At 48.5% G+C, this 23,703-nt stretch carries 21 protein-coding genes; 8 read left to right on the forward strand and 13 right to left on the reverse strand.

Annotated features, from left to right (window positions below; translation table 11 throughout):
• Positions 1–34: 34 nt before the first annotated feature.
• Positions 35–2,041: a cation:proton antiporter gene (locus IE163_RS11310; protein ID WP_189433085.1), complete on the forward strand. Its 2,007-nt coding sequence runs from the start codon at positions 35–37 to the stop codon at positions 2,039–2,041.
• An 81-nt stretch (positions 2,042–2,122) separates the two neighbouring features.
• Here the strand turns inward: IE163_RS11310 and IE163_RS11315 are convergent, their stop codons facing one another.
• The 5 genes from IE163_RS11315 to IE163_RS11335 form a co-directional block, all read right to left on the reverse strand.
• Positions 2,123–3,187: a sulfate/molybdate ABC transporter ATP-binding protein gene (locus IE163_RS11315; RefSeq protein ID WP_189433086.1), complete on the reverse strand. Its 1,065-nt coding sequence runs from the start codon at positions 3,185–3,187 to the stop codon at positions 2,123–2,125.
• Positions 3,188–3,198: 11 nt separating this feature from the next.
• Positions 3,199–4,074 carry a sulfate ABC transporter permease subunit CysW gene (gene cysW, locus IE163_RS11320; protein ID WP_189433087.1) on the reverse strand — a complete coding sequence of 292 codons (876 nt, stop codon included), beginning with the start codon at positions 4,072–4,074 and terminating at the stop codon, positions 3,199–3,201.
• 2 nt (positions 4,075–4,076) lie between these two features.
• Positions 4,077–4,901, reverse strand: coding sequence for a sulfate ABC transporter permease subunit CysT (gene cysT, locus IE163_RS11325; RefSeq protein ID WP_189433088.1), 825 nt, complete (start codon positions 4,899–4,901; stop codon positions 4,077–4,079).
• A 56-nt stretch (positions 4,902–4,957) separates the two neighbouring features.
• Positions 4,958–5,980 (reverse strand): sulfate ABC transporter substrate-binding protein, encoded by a 1,023-nt coding sequence (locus tag IE163_RS11330; RefSeq protein ID WP_189433089.1) that lies wholly within the window; start codon positions 5,978–5,980, stop codon positions 4,958–4,960.
• Between the two features lie 73 nt (positions 5,981–6,053).
• Positions 6,054–6,215: a YezD family protein gene (locus IE163_RS11335; protein WP_189433090.1), complete on the reverse strand. Its 162-nt coding sequence runs from the start codon at positions 6,213–6,215 to the stop codon at positions 6,054–6,056.
• Between the two features lie 258 nt (positions 6,216–6,473).
• On the opposite strand from IE163_RS11335, the gene IE163_RS11340 reads away from it, so the two are divergent.
• Complete coding sequence (locus tag IE163_RS11340; RefSeq protein ID WP_189433091.1) at positions 6,474–7,493, forward strand: porin; 1,020 nt, start codon at positions 6,474–6,476, stop codon at positions 7,491–7,493.
• Positions 7,494–7,543: 50 nt separating this feature from the next.
• Here the strand turns inward: IE163_RS11340 and IE163_RS11345 are convergent, their stop codons facing one another.
• The 4 genes from IE163_RS11345 to IE163_RS11360 form a co-directional block, all read right to left on the reverse strand.
• On the reverse strand, positions 7,544–9,598 hold the full coding sequence (locus IE163_RS11345; RefSeq protein WP_189433092.1) for a bifunctional metallophosphatase/5'-nucleotidase: 2,055 nt from the start codon (positions 9,596–9,598) through the stop codon (positions 7,544–7,546).
• 8 nt (positions 9,599–9,606) lie between these two features.
• Positions 9,607–10,029, reverse strand: coding sequence for an HIT family protein (locus IE163_RS11350; RefSeq protein ID WP_189433093.1), 423 nt, complete (start codon positions 10,027–10,029; stop codon positions 9,607–9,609).
• A 203-nt stretch (positions 10,030–10,232) separates the two neighbouring features.
• Positions 10,233–11,099, reverse strand: a complete 867-nt coding sequence (gene fghA, locus IE163_RS11355; protein ID WP_189433094.1) for an S-formylglutathione hydrolase — start codon at positions 11,097–11,099, stop codon at positions 10,233–10,235.
• Positions 11,100–11,237: 138 nt separating this feature from the next.
• Positions 11,238–12,356 (reverse strand): S-(hydroxymethyl)glutathione dehydrogenase/class III alcohol dehydrogenase, encoded by a 1,119-nt coding sequence (locus IE163_RS11360; protein ID WP_189433095.1) that lies wholly within the window; start codon positions 12,354–12,356, stop codon positions 11,238–11,240.
• A gap of 184 nt (positions 12,357–12,540) precedes the next feature.
• Between IE163_RS11360 and IE163_RS11365 the strand changes: the two genes are divergently transcribed.
• The 6 genes from IE163_RS11365 to IE163_RS11390 all read left to right on the forward strand — a co-directional run bounded on the left by IE163_RS11365 (position 12,541) and on the right by IE163_RS11390 (position 19,529).
• Complete coding sequence (locus IE163_RS11365; RefSeq protein WP_189433096.1) at positions 12,541–13,428, forward strand: LysR substrate-binding domain-containing protein; 888 nt, start codon at positions 12,541–12,543, stop codon at positions 13,426–13,428.
• A gap of 179 nt (positions 13,429–13,607) precedes the next feature.
• Positions 13,608–13,922, forward strand: coding sequence for a YbjQ family protein (locus tag IE163_RS11370; protein WP_189433097.1), 315 nt, complete (start codon positions 13,608–13,610; stop codon positions 13,920–13,922).
• 3 nt (positions 13,923–13,925) lie between these two features.
• Positions 13,926–14,417, forward strand: coding sequence for a YbjQ family protein (locus IE163_RS11375; protein WP_189433098.1), 492 nt, complete (start codon positions 13,926–13,928; stop codon positions 14,415–14,417).
• 33 nt (positions 14,418–14,450) lie between these two features.
• Positions 14,451–15,248 carry a M48 family metallopeptidase gene (locus IE163_RS11380; protein WP_189433099.1) on the forward strand — a complete coding sequence of 266 codons (798 nt, stop codon included), beginning with the start codon at positions 14,451–14,453 and terminating at the stop codon, positions 15,246–15,248.
• A gap of 145 nt (positions 15,249–15,393) precedes the next feature.
• On the forward strand, positions 15,394–16,467 hold the full coding sequence (locus IE163_RS11385) for an efflux RND transporter periplasmic adaptor subunit (protein WP_189433100.1): 1,074 nt from the start codon (positions 15,394–15,396) through the stop codon (positions 16,465–16,467).
• On the forward strand, positions 16,464–19,529 hold the full coding sequence (locus tag IE163_RS11390) for an efflux RND transporter permease subunit (RefSeq protein ID WP_189433101.1): 3,066 nt from the start codon (positions 16,464–16,466) through the stop codon (positions 19,527–19,529). Before IE163_RS11385 ends, IE163_RS11390 begins: the two co-directional genes overlap by 4 nt.
• A 30-nt stretch (positions 19,530–19,559) precedes the next feature.
• On the opposite strand, the gene IE163_RS11395 is transcribed toward IE163_RS11390, so the two are convergent.
• The 4 genes from IE163_RS11395 to IE163_RS11410 form a co-directional block, all read right to left on the reverse strand.
• On the reverse strand, positions 19,560–20,264 hold the full coding sequence (locus tag IE163_RS11395; protein ID WP_189433102.1) for a 2OG-Fe(II) oxygenase: 705 nt from the start codon (positions 20,262–20,264) through the stop codon (positions 19,560–19,562).
• Positions 20,265–20,344: 80 nt separating this feature from the next.
• The gene (locus IE163_RS11400; RefSeq protein ID WP_189433103.1) at positions 20,345–21,286 is read right to left on the reverse strand and encodes an FHA domain-containing protein; all 942 of its coding nucleotides are present in this window, start codon (positions 21,284–21,286) and stop codon (positions 20,345–20,347) included.
• Positions 21,277–22,485 carry a S1 family peptidase gene (locus tag IE163_RS11405; protein WP_229833539.1) on the reverse strand — a complete coding sequence of 403 codons (1,209 nt, stop codon included), beginning with the start codon at positions 22,483–22,485 and terminating at the stop codon, positions 21,277–21,279. The genes IE163_RS11400 and IE163_RS11405 overlap by 10 nt, the downstream gene beginning before the upstream one ends.
• Positions 22,486–22,593: 108 nt before the next feature.
• The gene (locus IE163_RS11410) at positions 22,594–23,688 is read right to left on the reverse strand and encodes a hypothetical protein (protein WP_189433105.1); all 1,095 of its coding nucleotides are present in this window, start codon (positions 23,686–23,688) and stop codon (positions 22,594–22,596) included.
• Positions 23,689–23,703: the final 15 nt, after the last annotated feature.

The raw sequence follows: 23,703 nt of genomic DNA on the forward strand, positions 1-23,703 counted from the left end.
AGCCTTCTTTTAGGCTAACATATCTGATTACTCTATGGAAAACCTGTTGCCGATAACTAACCCTGTTATCGTCTTTGCCTTAGTTGCCAGCCTGATCCTACTTTGCCCCTTGCTGTTAGCACGCTATCGGCTGCCGGGCATGCTAGGGTTATTATTTGCTGGCGCCCTGCTTGGCCCGAATGCCCTTAATGTCTTAGCGCGTGATCAGTCTTTTGTACTCTTTGGCACCGTGGGCTTGCTGTATATTATGTTTATTGCTGCATTAGAAATTGATATGCAGCAGTTAAAACGTTCTAAGTCTCATACGCTGCTGTTTGGCTTACTCACCTTTATTATTCCACAAGCGACCGGCACCGCCATCGCCTTGCTGCTCGGTTTTGACTGGCTGGCGGCAATACTGCTGGCAAGTATGTTCGCCTCTCATACGTTGCTGGCTTACCCTATTGCCAGCCGCTTAGGTATTAGCCGCAACCCTGCCGTTACCACTGCGGTCGGCGGCACCATTATTACCGATACGCTAGCCTTATTAGTGTTGGCGGTTATCGCCACTATGGCCAAAGGCGAGCTCGGTGAACACTACTGGCTGCAGCTTGGTATCAGCTTAAGCCTCTATATTCTGGCTATTTTATTCTTATTGCCCAAGCTGGCGCGCTGGTTTTTTCGCAGTGTTGGCGGTGATGGTGTTGCCGAGTTTGTGTTTGTGCTGGCGACGGTGTTTATCTGCGCCAGCTTCTCACACCTGGCCGGCGCTGAGCCCATTATCGGGGCGTTTTTAGCGGGGTTAGCCCTTAACCGCATTATTCCGCACAACAGCACCCTGATGAACCGGCTGCAATTTACCGGCGAAGCGATTTTTATCCCGTTTTTTTTGTTATCGGTTGGGATGCTTCTGGATGTCGGTATTTTCTTTGCCAGCGCCCGCGCTTGGGTAATAGCCTTTGCCATGGTAGCAACAGTTATCTTAACCAAATGGGCCGCCGCTGAGCTATGCCGGCTATTTTTGGGGTATAGCAAACCGCAAGCGCGGGTAGTGTTTGGCTTAAGCGTGGCGCAAGCGGCAGCTACGCTGGCGGCAACTATGGTGGGTTATGAAATAGGCTTATTTGACGAAGCCGTGGTAAATGGCGCGATTTTAATGATTTTGGTTACCTGTTTTCTGGCGCCCTGGCTGGTTGACCGCTACGGCCGGAAAATGGCCTTAAGCCAACAGCAGCTGCCAGAAGACAGTCTGGCTGAACAACGCATTATGGTAGCACTGTCACCAGAGCAACCCGCAGAGCCCTTTTTACAGCTGGCGAAATGGTTACGTAAGCCTGGCAGCGTGCAACCCGTTTATGCCATGACCATCGTAGAAGAGCAACACAGCCAGGATGCAAAATTACAACACGCGGAGCAGCTACTGGCAAATGCGGTAAGCTATTTAGCCACGGCGAATATCAGTGCCGCATCGAAGCTTAGGATAGATCTTAATATCACCGATGGTATTTTACGCACACGCCGCGAACTCAGGGCCAGCGAGGTCATTGTTGGCTGGAGTGAACACAGCAGTACCTCCGAGCTGTTATTTGGTTCTATGCTAAGCCGCTTATTAGCTGACCCTGCTTATACACTGCTGGTAAAGCGCCAGGTTGCACCGCTGCAACATGGTAAAAGACTCTGCTGGTTACTGCCACCCAATGCCGATTTAGAAGCCGGCTCTGCCGAAGCACTGCAATTAATTAAAAGACTCTGTCAGCAGCTAGGGTTAACGCTGCAGATCTATTGTCAGCCAGAACAGCAAACGCGGTTAAAGCTGCGCTTAAAAGCCCTGCCCGATACCCAATGGCATACCGCCGCGGACTGGCTACAATTACCTGCGCTATTGCAAAAACACACCGCAGCAGGTGATTTACTGGTGCTCTATGGCGTGCGTAAAGATGGCCTAGCCTGGAACAACCACTTACCTGAGGTACAAAACCAATTGGCGCAACAGCTGCCCGCGGTTAATTTACTGGTTATCTATCCGGCAGAGCCGCAGGATCTGCCGCTCATCAATCGATGATCATTAGAGCCCCGACGCAGTGTCGGGGCAAAATAACGTTTTTTATAAACTGTATAACTGGTGTGGTAGCATCCAGCGCGATTAAATCCCCTCCCCCAAAAACACCTTGGTATAACGCGGTAAAATCCAGGCGGTATCGCCCTGTTTTAAGTTAAGCTGTTTAAACTGCTCTTTCGGTTGCTCAATATGAATAAGTTGCTGATCGCTCTCGGCCAACACTTCCAAGCGCACCGCCGGGCCAACAATGGTCACCAGATCCAGCTTCACTTTAATCGCATCCGGTTGCGGCAGATTAAACACATCAATTTCGTGTGGCCGTACATACGCCAGACCGTCTTGCTCTTCGCTATTGGTATATTCCGGGGAAGGTACTTGTAAATCGCCAATGCTACTTTGCCCTTGTTTAACCCTGGCATGAAACAGGTTTACATTACCTAAGAACTCATACACAAAAGGATTTGCTGGGTTGTCATACACCTGCTCAGGGGTGCCATCTTGTTCAATACGGCCTTTGTTCATCACCACTATTCTGTCAGCCACTTCCAGCGCTTCTTCCTGATCATGGGTAACAAAAACACTGGTAACATGAATTTCGTCATGCAGGCGGCGCAACCAGCGGCGTAGCTCAGCACGCACCTTGGCATCTAGCGCACCAAAGGGCTCATCTAATAACAGCATTTTTGGCTCTACCGCCAAAGCGCGGGCTAAAGCAATCCGTTGGCGCTGCCCGCCAGAGAGCTGCGAAGGGTAACGGTCTGCCGTCCAGCCCAGTTGCACTAACTCGAGCAGATTATTCACTTTTTTGGCAATCTCCGCTTTAGAGGGGCGGAATTTTTTTGGCTTAACGGTTAAGCCATAGGCCACGTTTTCAGATACTGTCATATGCTTAAACAGTGCATAATGCTGAAACACGAAGCCGACGCCACGCTCCGACACATGCTGGCCGGTAATGTCTTCATTATTAAAGCGAATAATACCGCTATCGGCCTGCTCCAGCCCAGCAATAATGCGCAGCAAGGTGGTTTTACCCGAACCGGAAGGCCCTAGCAGCGCCGTGAGCTCGCCGGTTTTAATGGCTAAATTCACGTTATCCAGCGCCACAAAATTACCAAAGCGTTTGTTTACCTGTTCAATACTAATACTCATTACATTCTCTCTTAGGCCGTTTTATGACGACGTTCGTCTTTGTATTCAACCCAGCTTTTAATCACTATGGTTACTAATGCTAAGCCGGTTAGCAGGGATGACACGGCAAAGGCCGCAGTAAACATATATTCGTTATACAACACTTCGATATGCAGCGGCATGGTATTGGTTTCGCCACGAATACGGCCCGATACAATCGCCACAGCACCAAACTCGCCCATGGCACGGGCATTACATAGCACCACGCCGTAAATCAGGCCCCATTTAATATTAGGTAAGGTTACGTACCAGAAGGTTTTCCAACCACTAGCACCGAGTGTAAGCGAGGCCTCTTCTTCTTCTTTACCTTGTTGCTGCATCAGTGGAATAAGCTCACGTGCCACAAAAGGCAAAGTACCAAATAAAATCACAATAATAATGCCCGGCACCGCAAACACAATTTTAATATCATGCGCCGACAGCCAGGGGCCAAGCCAACCCTGCGAGCCAAACAGAATAACGAAGATTAAACCAACCACCACAGGTGAAATAGCAAATGGCATATCAATAATGGAGATTAAAAGGGTTTTGCCTTTAAACTCAAATTTGGCAATAGCCCAGGCGATGGCGATACCAAAGATGGCATTTAGCGGCACCACGATCACTAGTACAAAGAGCGTTAAGCGAATAGCTGCCAGCGCATCGGGCTCGGTAATCGCATCCCACCATACTTTTACCCCAAGCTCAAAAGCACCGTATAACACCACGGAAAGTGGTAATACCAAAAATAACGTTAGAAAGGTTAACGCCACTGTAACCAAGGTCCATTTTACCCAAGCGGGCTCTGCCGTTGCTTTTGGCAAGCTGGCTGCAGCCAAGGCGGGTTGCGTTTGTGCAAGACTTGACATGCTTATCCCCTTCTACTCGCCCACCACTGCAGGCCATTAATCATTAATAACAAGATAAAGGCAGCCGCCAGCATCACCACGCCTATAGCCGCTGCGCCGTTGTAATCGTATTGTTCAGCCTTGGCGACAATTAATAACGGGGTAATTTCTGTTTTATAAGGCATATTGCCTGAGATAAAGATCACCGAACCATACTCCCCAACAGCACGGGCAAAGGCCAGCGCATAGCCCGTAAGTAACGCGGGTAAAATAGCCGGTAAAATAACCCGTCTGACGGTTGTTAACCGGCTGGCACCAAGCGCAGCAGAGGCTTCTTCTAATTCTTTTTCAAAATCAGCCAGTACCGGTTGTACTGTGCGAACCACAAAAGGTAAACCAATGTAGGTGAGCGCAATGACTACGCCAATTTCACTATAAGCTACCCGAATACCAAACAGATCCAGATAATGCCCTACCCAACCGGTACTGGCATACAGCGTAACCAAGGCAATGCCGGCCACCGCCGTAGGTAAAGCAAAGGGTAAATCGACTAGCGCATCGACAATCTTTTTACCGGGAAAGGTGTAACGCACTAACACCCAGGCCGTTAAAGTACCGAATACCGCATTAATACTGGCACCAATAAAAGACGCTAAAAAGGACAACTTATAAGAGGCAACAACCTGCGGATGGCTTACTGCGGCCCAGAATTCTGGCCAGGTCATTTTAAAGGTAAAGAGTACCAAACCGGCAACGGGCAATAAGAACAGTAAACTTAAATATAAAACGGAAAAACCTAAAGTAATGCCAAAACCGGGTATCACTGAACGCGCAGCACTTTGACTCATAACGTATTTCCAACAACAAATGACAAAACCCCCGGCCAAAAGCCGGGGGAACTTGGTTAGCGTCGCGCGCGCGCTATCGCTTCTAAGATGGCATCAAAGCGACCGCCGTCGTTAAAGTGCGTCTCTTGCGCATTATCCCAACCCGCAAAAACCTCATCGACAGTGAAGAAATTCACCTGCGGAAACTTCTCTAGGTATTGCTTGGCAATCTCGGGTTTAGCCGGACGGTAATAATGTTTCGCCGCTAAATGCTGTGCTTCATCACTGTATAAAAAGTTAAGATAAGCTTCTGCTGCTTTACGCGTGCCTTTACGATCAACGTTCTTATCCACCACAGTGACCGGCGGTTCGGCTAAAATGCTGGTACTTGGCACAATGATTTCGTATTCGCCACGGCCTAACTGTTCAACAGCTAAGAAGGCTTCATTTTCCCAGGCTATAAACACATCACCAATGCGGCGCTGTACAAAGGTATTGGTCGCACCGCGGGCCGCCGGATCAAGCACTGGCACATTTTTATAAATCTTTTCAACAAACTCGTAGGCTTTTTCGTCTGAGCCATATTTTTTCAGCGCATAACCCCAGGCAGCTAAATAATTCCAACGCGCCCCGCCAGAGGTTTTCGGGTTTGGCGTTATCACCTGTACATCGTCACGTACTAAATCATCCCAATCTTTAATATTTTTGGGGTTACCCTTACGTACTAACAGCACGATGGTGGAAGTATAAGGCGAGCTATTAAGCGGCAAACGGCTTTGCCAGTTCTCAGGTATTAACTCACCACGTTTGCGCAGTGCATCGACATCATAGGCCAGCGCCAGAGTCACCACATCGGCATCCAGGCCATCAATTACCGAACGCGCTTGGGAACCAGAGCCGCCGTGCGATTGGCGCACCGTTGCCGCTGGATTGTCTTGCGCTTGCCAATGCGTATTAAAAAGCTGATTGTATTCGCGATAAAACTCACGAGTGGGATCGTAAGAGACATTTAATAACGTGGTCGCAGTAGCGGCAAAACTGCCGCTGGCGATAATGGCGGCTAAGGCCAGTTTTTTTGCTGTGTTAATTAATGGTTTCATGCTGAACTCCTTGGAAGTAAAACGCATTTTCAGGTTTTGCTTCCGGTGTTCCGGTCAGCATTCTGGTGTTTATTTAAGGTTTATCGAAACGAATTTTTTCACTTTTCTCTAACTGCACTAATTTCCCGTTATGAAAAATCAGTTCAATTGAGCCGAACTCGACGTGCCCGATTAACGATCGGAGCAAGCGGATTAACTCATCTAACACAACCGCGTCTTTGGGTATGTTGCTCACTGTGCTCTCCTGCTTTTCAGTTGTTGCGCTGTAGATAATAACCAAATCTATTGATAACTTTGTAATCACATTTAAAGATTACCTATTCCAAAATGGAATATAAGAGCTAATCACTGGTTCAGCAAAGTTTGGAATTGCATATTCCAAAATCATATATAAATTTATTTATAAATCACATAAAAGAATATTAAAGTATCTTTACCACAGCAGCATTGCCCCCCCAAAAAAAAATTCATTACTATTCAGGAAAACAACACTATGAAAACTTTCAGTAAATCACTGCTGACGGCCAGTTTGCTGCTTGCGGCCAATGCACTTTATGCTGCTGATGTCACCATCTATGGTTTAGCGCATTTATCTGTCGATCATTTAGACAACGGCGTTGACAGCGGCACCAATATATCCAGTAATGCCAGTCGCCTTGGCTTTAGAGCCAAAACCGAACTGGAAGGCGGCTTAGAAGCCTTTGTGCAATTAGAACAAACTATTCGCTATGATGAAGGTGCCGGTAGCTTTGCCGATCGCGATTCTTACGTCGGTTTACGTGGGAGTTTTGGTACGATAAAACTGGGGCAATTTGATACGCCACTGAAAATTATTCGCGGTAAGGTAGATCTGTTTGGTGACAGAGTGGGCGATATCCGTAATGTTAGCCGAGTTAATGCTGGTACTCTTGGCAATGTGTTTGATGAGCGCTTTAAAAATGGTATCTCATACGAAAGTAAAACCGTTAACAACCTCAGTTTTGCGTTTCATTACACCCCGCATAACAACACCGGTGCTACGGTAGACAATGTAAGGGAGTCTTACAGCAGCTCAATCAGCTATGAGCGCAAAGGCTTATACCTAGCGGCGGCCATTGAACGCTTTGAAGGTACTGATGGCTTAGATCCGCAAGCCATTCGCTTGGGGGCCTTTTATGATGTTACCGAGCAATTTCGGCTAACAACACTTTTACAGAGCGCTAAAGATATTCCTGGCGGCGATCGCAATACTTATGGCTTGGGTGCAAGCTATAAACAAGGCAATTACACTTGGCGCGGCCAGGTATACCAAACCAGTGATAACGATACTGCGGATACTGGTGCAACCTTGCTAGCTGTAGGTGTTGACCGTAATTTTGGCCGTGATTTAATTCTGTACGCGGTTTATGGTATCACCAGTAATGATGACAACGCCGCCTATCGTGTCTCTGGCGGGGGCCGCGGTACCCAGTTGGCGGCAGTAACGGGCGAAGACAATAGTGGCTTATCGCTGGGTATTATCTATCGTTTTTAGTGGCATCTTACCCTTACCCGCGAAAACGGGTAAGGGTTGAGGTTAAGCCTTTAGTTACGCCATAGTGTCACAGTAGCAGGCCGCAGTTGCTGCCATAATGCTGGCGTAGCGCGCAAGTAATCAATCATTGCTTGTGCTGCAGTTTTACAATCAACCCCCTCATTGCCACAAGGTAAAGACGCTTGTGCATACTCCACCACAAAGGCCTGTTGCCCTTTGGTATCGGTGTTAGCCAGCACCCGCTTAACGGCAAAGGCTTTTGGCTGACCGTTCAGCAAAATAATATCCTGTCGATCAGTGCTGTGTTGCTGTACCTGTTGTAGCCGATGCCAGCCATCATTGCCATTCGCCAGATAGTTCGTGGTGGCTAAGCGATATTGCTGCTCAGGCACTATCGCTTGCCAGTTACCCTCACGTAAAACCGCCACCTCAGATAACTGTAAACTGCCATCCAGCCGCTCACTGGCGGTATAACGTAAATGGCTGCTATACGGGAATTTACCGGCATGGGCGCCTTCTGGCAACGTAGCCGCTATGGTTTCTTCCAGCAATGCCAACACATCGGCGCCCGTTACCGTCAGTACACTTAATGGCGCATCAAAGGGTAATACTTCCAGCCGAATATGGCCTTCATAAATGGCGCCGGCTTCAATGCTACTGCGAATATTACCGGCACCGATTAAGCTAAAATCGACCGGCCCCGCTAATAACGGCTGCACCTGAGCCGAATTTAGCCAGCTGTGCATCGCATCAGCGATATGGCCAGCTAGCTCCGAGCCATGCTGATCGCTGCCGCCCGTGCCCGGTAAACGGACATGCGTAATGGTGCGCTCTGTGCTGCTTATTTGCGCGCCATAAGCCTGTTGCAGTGCAGGCAAGTAGATCTCATTAATTACCTGTCGCAGTGCCGCATCTTCTTCGGTGATACGGGTATTTGGCAAGCTTTGCAGATACGCCAGCTTTTGGGCCAAGGCATCGCCGTTTACTTGGCTGTCGGCCTGGCGCAGTGCGCTGCGATAAAGCTCGCGACTAGCCAGTAAGGTATTTTCACCACGACAATCGGTAATTTGCCCCTGGTTATCAAAACTTACCGTTAAGGCCCCGACCGCCTGCGCAAATTGCCCAGCTTGCACCACGCAGGTAAAACTGTTGCCATTCGGGTTTATTACCTGCTGGGCATAAGGCCCTTGCAGCCCCAGATACCAATGGCGGAAATCGCCCAGCAAGCTATGCGAGTGGCCACCGACAATCACATCAATGCCATTTACCGCCGCCGCAACACGCAAATCACGCTGATTGCCCAAATGCGTAAGCGCCACAATATGGTTAATACCCTGCTGCTGCAAATAATCCACGGTACGCTGTGCTGCTGCCACCTCAGCTTCAAACACTAAAGCACCAGTGTCGGGCACCATGGCGCGCATATCTTCCAGCGCTAAACCAAAAATGGCTAAACGCACCGGCGCAGCCTTTACCTGCGCGGCGCTTTGCACCTGCCCTTGCGGCTCTGGCAACCAGCGGTTATTGTCCAGTACAAAAATTTGGTAGGGTTTTAAATTGGCCACCTCGGCTAATTGCGGCTCGGCGCTTTTATCCACATTGGCGGCTAACAACGGAAAATTAATGTTACTGGCAAAATCTGCCAGCTTGGCTAAACCAATATCAAACTCATGGTTACCCAGCGCCATCGCATCCAGCTGCATGCGGTTTAAAATATCGATATTAATTTTTTGTTCAAACAATTCAAAATAGGCACTGCCCTTAAACGCATCCCCGCCATGCAAAAATAAACTGGGTAAACCGGCAGCTGTTGCGTTTTCGCGTAAGCGGCGCGCTTCGGTTAACAAACGTGGATGACCACCAATAAAGGTATACAGCGGATTACCATCGCGGCCAACGACTTTGGCGGGCGAAGGATCAAACTGCGAGTGAGTGTCATTGATATGAATAATTTTAAACTGCAAGCCAGCGGCGGGCTGGGATTTGTTAGCGGCAACAGGTTCAACCGCAGCGCGTTCAGTATAGGCGCGCTCAGTGTAGGGTAAACTGCAAGCAAAGAGCGCAGTGCTAAGGCTTAGCGCTAACAAGGGTCGACAAAGGTTCATGCAACGTCCTAAAAAATGCCAAGCGCAGCAGCAAGCGCTTCAGCCTGCGCTTTAATTTCTGCCATATCGCCTTGCTCAGCACCATGGGCTTTTAAATTACGTAAATGCGCGGGGATCAGATGAAAATGCAAATGAGGCACCGTTTGACCAGCGTCAGTACCATTTAGCTGCATTAGCACCACACCGGTTGCACCTAACACCTGCTTTTGTGCCGCCATGACTTTTTGTACTGTGCTTAACAAAGGCGTCGCATACTCTAACGGTAGCTCCGCTAAGGTCTCAGCGGGATATTTGGGGATCACTAAAGCATGGCCGGCGGCCTGCGGCATAATATCCATAAAGGCTAAGCTATACTCATCTTCATAAATTTTAAAACAAGGTAATTCGCCGCGCAGAATTTTGGCAAACACATTCTCGTTGTTATAGCTCATAGCGCTCTCCCATCATTAATTGCAGTAGTTTTGCCAAATTATGCCAGTATGTTGCACTGAAAGGTAGGTTATATTACTGCAGCTTGCACTTGCCTCAACTCGACAGCAGCTCAAGAAACCGCACTGTTAAAGCTGAATTTAAGGCTGAATTCAAATGGGGACAGCACAACCTTGCCAGCGATTGTGCTGCCCCAGTTTACATTTTAGCCGTGAGTCAGGGCTAGATGCTGGGCATGAAAACGCAGATGCTGCTCAATAAAGCTGGCAATAAAATAATAGCTATGATCATACCCCTCATGTAGGCGGATCTCTGCGGCTACACCTGCGCTATTTGCGGCATTAACTAATGCCTCAGTTTGTAGCTGCGCGGGGTAAAAATTATCGGCAAGGCCCTGATCCACTAAAATAGGCAGCGCACTGCCCTTTGCCGATAAAAGCACTGAGGCATCATACTGCTGCCAATGTGCTTTATCTTCGCCTAAATAGCCTGTTAATGCTTTAATGCCCCAAGCACAATTGATTGGGTTACAAATCGGTGAGAATGCCGAAATACTGCGATAACGCTCGGGGCTGCGTAAACCAATGACTAAAGCGCCATGGCCGCCCATCGAGTGGCCGCTAATGGCTCTTTTATCGCTGACGGGTAATTCAGCCTCTAACAGGGCTGGCAATTCAGCGGCGATATAATCGTACATCTGATAATGCTCAGCAAACGGCGGCTCGGTGGCATTGACATAAAAACCGGCACCTAAGCCAAAGTCATAAGCGCCATTGGCATCATCTGGTACGCCCTCACCGCGCGGGCTGGTATCAGGCATAATTAACGCCAAGCCAAGCTCGGCGGCCACGCGCTGCGCGCCTGCTTTGCTGGAAAAGTTTTCATCGGTGCAGGTTAAGCCCGATAACCAATATAAGGCAGGCACTTTGCCCGCTTCTGCCTGCGGCGGTAAAAACACCGAAAATTGCATCTGGCAGTTAAGCACCGCAGAATGATGGCTAAACCGAATTTGTTTCCCACCAAAGCACAGCTGCTCGCTTACCTTGGTTAACGCTGACGCTGACGTTGTCATATCTGTTCCTATGTAAAAACCCTGAGCACCCAGCCTGCAGCGAAACTGCCGCTGTTGCAATAACAAGCCAAAACGAAGCTAACGCTCCGCTCTGGCTCCAATCACTGCATGCCCAGTGCATGCTAAGGCTAAGCGTGTTTAAAAGTGAATTACCGTGCGAATAGACTTACCCTCATGCATTAAATCAAAGGCTTTATTAATATCCTCTAACGGCATGGTATGGGTAATAAAAGTATCCAGCTCGAATTCACCGTTTAAATAGCGTTCTACATAGTCAGGCAACTCGCTGCGGCCTTTTACGCCACCAAAAGCCGTGCCGCGCCATACTCGCCCTGTCACTAACTGAAATGGCCGCGTGGAAATTTCTTGGCCCGCACCTGCAACACCAATAATAACCGACTCGCCCCAACCTTTATGACAGCATTCCAAAGCAGAGCGCATCACATTCACATTACCAATACACTCAAAGGAGAAATCTACCCCGCCATCGGTCATCTCTACAATCACCTCCTGAATGGGTTTATCGAAGTTTTTCGGATTAATCACATCAGTGGCACCGAGCTTTTTGGCAATATCAAATTTTGATTCATTGATATCAATAGCAATAATCCGGCTGGCTTTGGCCATCACCGCGCCAATAATAGCCGATAAACCAATACCGCCTAAACCAAAGACGGCCACCGTATCGCCCTCTTTCACTTTGGCAGTATTCATCACCGCGCCCATGCCGGTAGTCACGCCACAGCCCAGCAAACAGACTTTCTCCAGTGGCGCTTCTTTATTAATTTTTGCCAGCGAAATCTCAGGTAATACGGTGTATTCAGAGAAGGTTGAAGTACCCATATAGTGATAAATTGGCTTTCCGTCTTTCGAGAAACGGGTGGTGCCATCGGGCATTAAGCCTTTACCCTGGGTTGCACGAATCGCCTGACACAGATTGGTCTTGCCCGATAAACAAAACTTACATTTACCACACTCTGGGGTATACAGTGGAATCACATGATCGCCCACGGCAACTGACGTTACGCCCTCACCCACCGCTTCCACAATACCACCGCCTTCGTGGCCTAAAATAGCCGGGAAAATGCCTTCCGGATCTTCACCCGACAGGGTAAAGGCATCCGTATGGCACACACCGGTGGCGATAATTTTTACTAACACTTCGCCTTTTTGTGGTGGCATTAAATCCACTTCTTCAATCGATAAGGGCTGGCCTGGGCCCCAAGCCACGGCGGCGCGGGTTTTGATCATTTGCATGTTGTTATCCTTGTTAGCGTAATAGCCTGCATTGTTATGCCCTAAGTGTAACCTGCTTTTTATCTTTTCCATATCAGTATGAATAAGGCTAAAATACAAATCAGTTTTTCATTATTGCAATAATACTGGGGCGTTGACATTACACTGAGCAAGCAGTAATGGATTTCTCCGCAAAGGGCTAAATATGAAACAATGGACCGGCATTAGCGAATTTGTGGCCGTCGCTGAACAACAGAGCTTTACCAAAGCCGCCAAGCAGCTGGCGATGTCGGTCGCACAGGTGAGCCGCAATATTGCTGAGCTGGAAGCCACCCTGGCCATTAAGCTTTTGTATCGCAGTACCCGTAGCGTTAGCCTGACTGAAGAGGGGGATTTATATTTACAGCACTGCCGGCATTTAGTCAGCAGTTTAGAGGAGGCCAATCGCACCCTGGCCAATTTATCAGCTACCCCGCGCGGTTTAATTAAACTTACGGCACCGGTTTATTATGGTGAAACCCATATAGCGCCACTGCTGCATCAATTTTTGTTGCAGTACCCCGACACCGAGCTAGAGGTTCATCTTACTAACGATAAGCTCGATTTAGTGCAAGGCGGCTATGATTTAGCCATTCGGCTGGGCACCTTAGAAGACTCCAGCCTTATTGCCCGTAAATTAACTCATCGTACCCAGTATATCGTGGCCTCCCCCCAGTATTTGCGCCAGCATGGTACGCCCTCCCAGCTTAGTGATCTCACCAGGCTGCAATGCCTGACCGGCACTGTGGGGTTTTGGCGCTTGATGCTAGATGGCAAGCTAATCAGTTACCGGCCGCAAGGCCGCTTAATCTGTAATAGCGGTGTCGCCCTGCGCGATGCCGCCCTACAAGGCCTCGGCTTAGTGCAACTGCCAGACTATTATGTTGCCGATTATCTGGCGAATAGCTCGCTGCACTCGGTATTGGATACCTTTCGCCAACCGGATGAGGGCATTTGGGCACTCTATCCGCAAAACCGCCATTTATCCGCCAAGGTACGGCGGCTGGTGGATTTTTTGGCCGAGCAGCTGCCAGCTGGCCGCCGAAACGCCTAGCGCCATACGCTTGGTTACAATTTTGATTAAATTTATGATTGTGTCTGCAACGTCACTCTGCTTATGATAGTTAAGCTTCTTGGGCTATTTTCAACCTAAGCTATTTATCACAGGAATGCTTTTAATTGAAAGTGTCTCTTTCATAACCATGTCGTTTATTAAACAGTAAAGGATTTCAAATGTTTATTACCAATACCGAAACCGTCCCTGGCAAAAATATTATTGACTGCTTTGGCGTTGTCTCTGGCAGCACGGTGCGCGCTAAGCATGTTGGACGCGATATTATGGCCGGCATTAAAAATGTGTTTGGTGGTGAGCTACGTGGCTATACCGAATTATTAAATGAATCTCGCGATGAGGCCATCAACCGTATGAAAGCGCAAGCCACCGAAATGGGCGCTAATGCCATTGTTAATGTCCGTTTCTCTACCTCTTCGGTAGCGGCTGGTGCCGCCGAAATTTATGTTTATGGTACTGCAGTTAGGGTGGAATAACGCATGATCCCTTTTATTGGCTTTTTAACGTTACTGCTCTTGGGTTATGTTTTTGGCCGCTGGGCCGAGCAACGCCATTTTCACAGTATCGCGGCGCGCGAGCAGCAGTGGGTAAGCCTGCCAAACAGCAATAACCGCGAGCTGCTTATTCCTATGCAGCAGATAGACAAAGCAGAGCTAGTCTGTGGCAGTGTGGTGATCTCCATCGATTACTTTAAACGCTTGCTGGCGATGTTACGCAGTATTGTTGGTGGTCCGGTAGCCAGTTACGAAACCTTGTTAGACCGAGCCCGACGCGAAGCGCTACTGCGGATGAAAGAGCAATGCACCGGTGCAGTACAAATTATTAATATTCGAGTTGAAACCTCAAGCATTCATAATGCGGCCGGTAATGGTATTGGCTCAGTAGAATTACTGGCCTACGGTACCGCAATCTATGGCAAAGCCGTTGATGAAGTGCAACAACTGAGCGCCCTGACCAGCGCTGCCAACTAATACGGTCACAGATCAATATAGCGAATGTAAAATATGGCCTATCAACCCAGGTTACCCAAAACCAACCCGAACATTGGCCGGCAACGGCCTTTGCAGGATCTATTGCTTATCGGTAGCGCCTTGCTGGCGCTGCTATTTTTGTTGTATTGGTTACTTGGCTTGGCTATTGATAAAGCCATTAATCAGCTGTCGCCTGAACTAGAGCAGCAGTGGTTTGCAAACTTTGCAAGCAAGCCTGAACCCAGCCCACAACAAGCCTATTTACAGCAACTTACCCAAGACTTGCAAAAATGCAGTACCGTACCCTATCCGGTTAATGTCCATTTTATTGATAAAGCCATCGCCAATGCCGGCGTAATGCCCGGCGGTACTATGCTGCTGTATCAGGGCTTACTGGAAAAGCTCGACAGTGAAAATGCCTTAGCCTTTGTGCTGGCACATGAGCTAGCCCATTTACAGCATCGGGATCATTTACGTGGTTTTGGCCGGGCCCTGGTGTTGGCGGTACTGACCAGTACCCTAACTGGCAGCAGCAACGCTGGGCAAGTGTTTCTGCCGGCCACGGAACTTGGTATGGCGCAGCATTCACAACAACGGGAATTCGCTGCCGATGCTACGGCTTTAAGCCTCTTACAGTGTTACTATGGCCACACCGGCGGCGCTGAGGTGTTTTTTCAGTCGATGCTGCAGCAAGAGAGTAGTAAGCTACCAAGCTGGTTTGACAGCCACCCCAAGTTACAACTGCGGCTTGATGCCTTACAGCAGCAACGGCAACAACACGGCTATCCACTTGCTGCAGTAACGCCACTACCTTTATTTACAGCTCAGTAAGTGCGCAAAAGAGCCAACTTTTTGTTACAGTTTTTTGCTTTAATATGTTGCGCTAAACAGGTTTAATTCCGACCAAGCGATAGCCGTAACCATTAGGACAAAGCCAATACAGCTGACCTCTTCGCTGCTAAACAACGGAACTGATATGATCTTAAAAAAGCTTACCCCTCCTGTTATTGCTGTGCTGCTTGCCTTGGCTTTGCTGCTTTGGCTAGTGCTGGGTACCCAGTATCAGAGTAAAACCGAAGCGCCCGCGGCAACAGCGCGAGTACCAGCCGGGCTTTTCACAGTACAAAGCCGTGTTAGTGCAGCAAAACCTTACCCGGCGATGCAAAAACTCCAAGGTCAATTGCAAGCCTGGCATAGTATTGAACTACAAGCCCAAACTACAGGGCGTATTACCAAGTTAGTACGTGATCAGGGAGATACGGTTCAGCAAGGCGATATCCTGTTAGAACTCGCAGACGAAGGCCGCAGTGCCCGTTTAGATCAGGCTAAAGCCCTACTCGCTTTGCGGCAAAGTGAGCTAAACAGCGCTAAAGCGCTACAAAAGCAGCAATTCGTATCAGAAACCGAATTAAGCCGGCTCACCAGTGAACTGCGCAATGCCGAAGTAAACCTGGTCGAGGCCCAATTAGCCCTTACCCATAGCAAACCACAAGCGCCTTTTAATGGTATCCTGGCCAAACGGCTGGTAGAGCCAGGCAGCTTTATCCAAGCCGGCACGGCGCTGTTTCATTTGGTCGACATTAGCCAACTGAGAGCCACAGCCCAGATCCCGCAGCAACAATTACCGCAACTAGTGCTGGGACAAGACGTCAAAGTAAAGCTGTTGGACGGTCGTGAATTGCCAGGCAAGTTAAGCTTTATCAGCCCGGCCGCTGAGAGCACAACTCGCAGCTACTATATTGAAGCAACCGTTAGCAACTCCAACTTGCTGCCGTTAGCAGGTGCCAGTGCGACCTTACATATCAGCTTAGCGCCGGTACAAGCCCATGCCCTGTCACCGGCCTTACTTAAATTAGATAACGCTGGGCGCTTAGGCGTATATGCAGTGGTTGCCGAAAAGGTCGTGTTTTACCCGGTAACGCTGCTTAGCGCCGATAATAATCAAGCCTGGGTCAGTGGCCTACCCGAGCAAGTAGAACTGATTACGCTAGGTGCAGGCTTTGTCGAGCCAGGGCAACAGGTTAATGTGAAACCAGAGGGCGCAGAATGAGAGCCTTGATTGCCGCTGCCATTGCACGCAGCAGGGCGAGTTTAATGTTACTGCTGTTTTTATTTGCTGCAGGTATTAGCGCTTATCTGGTTATTCCCAAAGAAGCAAACCCCGATGTCGCCATCCCTATGATGTATGTCTCTATGTCACTGGATGGTATCAGCCCGGAAGATGGTGAACGCTTGTTAGTGCGGCCGATGGAACACGAATTGCGCTCGCTGGAAGGCATTAAAAAAATGACCTCAACCGCCAGCGAAGGCCATGCCTCGGTGATGCTGGAGTTTGATGCCGGTTTTAATGCCGATAAAGCCTTGGCCGATGTACGGGTAAAAGTCGATGCCGCGCGCGCCAAGTTACCTGCCGAAGCGAAAGAGCCCACCGTAAATGAAATTAATGTTGGCCTGTTCCCGGTGTTATCGGTTGGGTTATCCGGTCCGGTTCCCGAGCCGATGCTGGTGGCCATTGCCCGGCAGCTAAAAGAGCAAATTGAAGGTATTCCGGAAGTGCTGGAAGTGGATATTGGCGGCGATCGGGAAGATGTACTGGAAATTATCGTCGACCCACAAGTGCTGCAAAGCTATGGTTTAGATTATCAGCAACTCTTTACCCTGGTATCCAACAATAATCGGCTGGTTGCTGCGGGCAGCTTAGATACCGGCGCGGGGCGCATGGCGTTAAAAGTACCCGGTATTATTGAAAACCTGAAGGACGTGCTTTCTATTCCGATTAAAGTTAATGGTGATACCGTTATTACCTTTGCCGATGTTGCCACGGTAAACGCCAGTTTTAAAGATCCCTTGGGCTTTGCCCGTATTAATGGCCAACCGGCATTGGTGCTGGAGATTAAAAAACGCAGCGGTGCCAATATTATCTCCACCATTGAACAAACCAAAGCCTTGCTCGAGCAAGCTTCAGTGCTGTTTCCGGAAGGTATGCAAATTAACTACATTATGGATCAGTCAAAAGAAGTCGAGAATATGCTCTCTGACTTACTCAATAATGTATTAACTGCGGTGGTCTTAGTGCTGATCCTGATCTTAGCCACCATGGGTATGCGCTCGGCGATACTCGTTGGGATCACCATACCCGGTGCCTTCTTTGCTGGTATTTTAATGATTTGGATGATTGGTTTTACCATGAACATCATCGTGCTGTTTTCATTAATACTGGTGGCAGGTATGTTGGTCGATGGCGCTATTGTGGTCAGTGAGTTAGCCGATCGAAACGTGCAGGAAGGACAAGATCAAAAAACCGCTTGGCTAAATGCCGCAGACAGGATGTCCTGGCCCATTATTGCCTCTACCTGCACCACCCTCGCCGTTTTTGTACCCTTATTGTTTTGGCCCGGCATTGTTGGCCAGTTTATGAAATATCTGCCAGCAACCGTTATTCTCTGTTTGCTGGCTTCCTTACTGATGGCCTTAGTGTTTTTACCAGTAATGGGCAGTTTGGGTAAACCACGCTCTGAAGCTAGCTGCACGCAACCACATCGTGACGGCCCTAATCGCCTTACGTTGGCTTATCGCCAGCTACTGCATCGCTTATTACGTCATCCGGGCTTAACCTTAGCCGGGGCGCTTGGCGGTGTGGTGTTGGTCTATTTTGCTTATGGTAAATTCAATCACGGATTAGAGTTTTTCCCGTCGGTCGAACCAGAATCTGCGCAGGTTTGGGTGCGGGCTCGCGGCGATCTGTCGGTGTATGAAAAGGATACCGTATTACAGCAAGTCGAGCAGCGTTTACTGCATTTACCCGAAGTTAAAGCCCTCTACGCCCGCAGTATGGCCGCAGCTAGTGGTGAGTTAACTGCCGACGTCATTGGCACCTTGCAATTTCAGTTTATTGACTGGCATCAGCGCCGTCGCGCCAGCGAAATTTTGGATGAGATGCGCCAATTAACCGCCGATATCCCGGGCGTTGTCTTGGCATTTCGACAACAACAAGAGGGCCCTGCCGCAGGTAAACCCATAGAGCTGCAAATCAGTGCGCAAGATCCGGCCCTTACCGAACAGGCAGTAAATGCCATTCTACGGCAGATGAGCAGCATGGACGGCTTTGTCGATATAGAAGATGATCGTAGCTTACCGGGTATTGAATGGCGCTTAGAGGTAGATCGCGCCGCCGCCGCCCGTTTTGGTGCCGATGTATTAACGGTGGGTAATGCCGTACAACTGGTAAGCAACGGCTTGTTGTTGGCCAAATTTCGGCCAGTGTATGCCAGCGATGAAGTGGATATTCGGGTACGCTTTCCCGAGAGCTGGCGCTCGCTCAGTCAGTTAGAACGGCTTACCGTAGAAACATCCCGTGGCCAGGTGCCGCTAACTAACTTTGTTACCTTACGCCCGGCCGAAAAAACCAGTGTTATTCGCCGTATCGATAGCAACCGTGCGGTTACCATTAAAAGCGACCTGGCCCCCGGTTTCCAGGTTGCTGAACGTTTAGCGGCATTAAAAAACAGTGGCATTACCCTGCCCGAGGGCGTAATGCTAAAAACTGCCGGGGAAGATGCTGATCAACAAGAGGCGATGACGTTTTTAGTCAGCGCCTTTGTAATTGCCATCTTTTTAATGCTGATGATTTTGCTGGTGCAGTTTAACAGCTGGTATCAAACGCTACTGATTTTATCTGCCATTGTGCTTTCCACAGCAGGTGTTTTATTAGGGCTTTTGATTAACGCCCAACCCTTTGGCATCGTGATGGTCGGCATGGGCATTATTGGTCTGGCAGGTATCGTAGTAAATAACAATATCGTGTTGATTGATACCTACAATCAGCTAAAAGCGCAGGGGCTAGACAGCATTAACGCCGCGCTGGAAACCGGTACCTTACGCTTACGGCCAGTGCTGTTAACCTCCATCACTACAGTGCTGGGCCTAATGCCGATGGTACTGGCGGTTAATGTCAATTTGCTAGAACCCAGCTTGGGCTTTGGCGCTCCATCCACCATGTGGTGGACACAATTATCCAGCGCCATCGCCGGTGGTCTTTCTTTTGCCACCTTGCTCACGCTATTTTTAACCCCAGCACTACTCGTGCTAGGAGACAAAATGCTCAAGCGGTAAGCTTTAATTAGCCAGGGCGTGTTGAAAAACTCAGCCCTTCGCAGCACCATACAACTGTTCAGCTCGCTGAAATAAAATCCAGCTGGTGAGGATATATTTATCCTCAGATCGTGGAATACAGCCCCTGTGGGTATGAGTAAAATAGGCCGGTGCGATCACCATACGCCCTGTTTTAGGTTGGACAACTTTGTTTTGATAATAAAACTCCGTCTGGCCCCCCTCATTTACATCATTCAGATAGAACATGAACAACAATGCGCGGTGTAACGCCTCATTATGAGGTTGCTCAGGGTAGACTTCAGAATGCCAATAATTATAGTTGCCTTTAGCGACATCGTATTTTTGCATTTGCACGGCACCGATGCGAAACAAAGCACGCATGTAATCGGCTACTTTATTGCTGCCTATCTCAGCAAAGTTATCGTGTGTTAAAGCAACCGGCTGGCCGGTTTCGGGATGGCGAATAGTCAGTGCTATCGGTCCAATCAGGGCAAAATGGTATTGTCGAAAATACTGCTCAGCGCACCTGGCGGTTGCTGCAATGATGGTGGCAAGGTGCGACTGAAATGCGGCATGCTCGTTTAAATATAAATCTGTGCTTATCTTTTTGCTGGGATCCACGCCACCACCTGTTCGACCTGGTTGCTTGTGCGCGCTTTTTTCAAAATCAGCGATCAGCTGCTGGCAAAACACAGGATCTAGCGCATTATCGTAAACCTCAATAAAATCAGTCATAGCACACTCGTATTTTGTTTACAGAACTAAGGTCAAAGTCTCTGACCCTTTGATTTCCTCGATACCGCTAATGCAACTGCTTACTGATTTACCTGCTGATAAAGCGTCTCAGTCTGTATCAAAAAGGCTTCAGTACTGGTTGGCGTGGTGATTAAAAAGGCGGCAGGCAACAATTCAGCTTGATACGAGGGTTGTAAAGTGGGCGTAATTGACTGCAGATAAGGTATCGACCAATAGCTGCTGGTTAACAACAGGGTAAGTACCAACTGCACTGCTTTACGCTGCACTCCTGCCAACTTAAAACCATACCAAAACAAAGCTGCCAAAATCAGGGTTGGAATGATTGCCTGCAACGCAATAAATAGCAAATTATTGCTAAAATTAAAGCCAAGCCAAAGCTGTAACTTCTCCCATAACAACCATAAAAGTAAAACGCCAAAGGTTAAACTCACTTGCTGCCTAAAGTGCGGTTCATACGAGCGGAAACGAGCTAATAGCGCCAGAAACGCCGGCCAAAGCAGAAAAAGCATTAAAATAAATGGGATCAGCACCAGTTGTCGATGCCAGCGCTCTGCATTTTCGCCGATAGCCGACAACCAGGTATTATAGGCAAAATCAGCTGAAACCAGCACTAATAAGGTAATAAGCAATGGTAAGGATGCCAACCAGCTTAAACTTTGCCAGCCAGTGGCTACAGGCAGGGTTGGTGCCACTACCGTATCACTGAACAAGATGCGTAATCGTTGCTTACCTAGGGTAAAGGTTTGGCCTTGCGCAGCGATGGGTACCATTTCTACCCGCTGACCCTGACTATTTAGCGTACCATTGGCAGAGTTAAGATCGCGAAGTAGCCATTGTCCGTGTTCATCACGGCTTAAAATCGCATGCTCGGCACAGCTGTGTGGATCCAGCAGAATCACATCATTATCGTAACTACGGCCGATGCGAATATCGCTTTGGCTAAATTTATGGATCCCCGTACTCTGGCCCTGGCTATTTAACAGCTCAATAATTATTGCCATACTACCGTCTCCATAAACTTGCGGGTTAAAGCATCAGCGTTTTCTTTACTCACGCCGGAGAGTGAAAAGCGGCTAATAAAACCTTGTTGTTGACGAGACACTGTGGCTGCTACGTATACCACATCATAAAGCCCGCTATAGGCTTTATAACCCCGCACACAATAAACTACCCGAGTCGCGCGTTCATTTAGCTGCACAACATCACTGTGGCAGCTAAATTCTGTGACATCTTTTGCCGTTGCCCGGTTTTCAGAGCGTGAATTTGCTATTTTTTGTGCATAATGATGGTTAAACTTTAACAGGGGCAAGGCTGAACCATCTAGCCACTCAAACTGCATCTCGATAGAGCCGGTATAAAAATCACGGCTTAAAAAAATCTGTTCTTGTAAGGCACAAGACGCTCTGGCAGAGCGTAGCTCATTAGCGGTTTGACTGGTGTTAGTATGGCCCCAGCAGGTCATAAATGGCGCAATCGTTTCTGGTACCTGACCACGGCCCAGGGCTTTCATCAGCCAATCCGATGCTAAAATAGGGGCCAACATGTTTTGTTGGTTTTCGAGCAGTTGCTCGCGTACCAGCTCGGTAAATTCGCTGTTTGCCGGCGCAGTTTCTGGCGCTACGCCAATTAATGCGGCTACTTGCGCCAATGGCACCACAAAGGCCACCTGATTACCGCGGGTGGCAACGTTGACGCCTACCACATCACCGGCAGCGTTAACGCTGGGACCACCACTCATACCCGAGTTCAGCGAGCCGGTAACATGTAATCGTGGATAGAAGCTTTGCTGTTTTAAGCCGTTATAGGTACCCGGTACAACCACCATACCTAAACCATGTGGATTACCTAAACTAAACACCGCCTCGCCCTGCTCTGGCAGCTTTTCTGCCAGACTAAAAAGCAGCCCTTTGTGCTCGGGGGCTTTCAGTAACGCCAAATCATTAACCACATCTACCGCAATCACTTGCAAAGGATTAAGCGTTTCGCCCATTTTGGCTATGAGTTGGTAACTTTCCGGGGTGTCTAAAAAACTGGAGATCACATGATAATTAGTGACCACCAGCTCAGGCGCAACGTAAAAGCCACTACCAAAGGATGACTTATGTTGGCTTTGTAATTCAACGACTTGCACTTCCATTAAAGCATCTTGGTACTGGCTAAAAACCTGTTGTGCCACATCAGCGCACACAGCTAAAGCCATGAATAGTAAGCAACAGCAGAAACTCCGTAATAACATCCTGACAACTCCCTATATAACAGGACTTTACCTTACCACTAGCGCTTTTAAATACAAAGTCTAATCCACTATTTATTCTGTACTTGCTGCGTTACGGCGATCCCTGGCCCGCTGTTCAAGCTCACTAAAAAAAGTGACTTGTTTATTAACACAGTCAGATGGCGTCAAACGATCCCCTACGCTTGTCGCCAAGCTAAGCTGCAGACTTTGCATCTGCGCAGGAAAATCGACATACAGCCTTGCCAGTATCCTTTCGTATTGATGTTTTGCTGCTTTAGGTAACCCATTAAATGAGGGTAAAGAAATAGGATTTTTGCTACGCGCCTGTTCAATGATGTGTTTTAGTTCGTCAAAATATTGCGGAACTTTGTTAGTGGTTGTTGAGCTGAAATAATGACTTAACGCCAAGGAGAAGTCGGTTCTTGATGTAAAGCTTAAATAAGTATGAGAGGCTGATAAATCGCCGTGCTCAATACCGTAGGCAACATAAGCCATTATTCTGTGCAGGCTAGCCTCTATTGCCGCATTAATAACACCCTGCTTTTTGTATTCCATTTCAGCGTGAATTAACTCATGGATCACTAAATGTGATAGCGCATTGCCAGTGTGCCCTTTTGTAACTAAGCGCTGTGCTATCTCCTGTCGCTGTGTCAAAGAAATTTCGTCACGCGATAACGCTAACAACATAGCGAATTCATTATCAGCACGGATTTGGGAGAGAAGCTCTGCTTTACTGGCGTCGATATAAGGCAGTATATATTGCCCCAACTCATCCAAAGGCAAATCAGGCAGCCAGGGGTGCGGTAACCGAATTTGTCCTCTGGTTAACGCCCAGTCGTTAAGCTCACGTTGATAATAGGCAAATTCATGCTGATCCAGGTCAACAGCGGCAATACACCAGTCGTCTTCAAAGCGCATCTTTTGCTGGACGTTAGGGGCCCTAGCTTCTGGAAAACGACTTTCTACATGATGTTCACTATTTTGCGCTGAAGCCTCCAAAGCATGGCGAGATAATTGTAGCGGCTCAGGCGATTCAATCGCCAGAGAGGGTATCTCTGGCGAAAGCCTTTTAGGGCTTAGCGTAGTTCTATAAAAATAGCTACTGAGGAAGAGCACGCCTATTAACAATAACAAGCTTAAGCTGCCGATGATGATACGCAGCCTCATTTTATTCTCACCCCA

The sequence above is a fragment of the Alishewanella longhuensis genome, assembly GCF_014653435.1.
In the GTDB taxonomy this organism is placed as follows: domain Bacteria; phylum Pseudomonadota; class Gammaproteobacteria; order Enterobacterales; family Alteromonadaceae; genus Alishewanella; species Alishewanella longhuensis.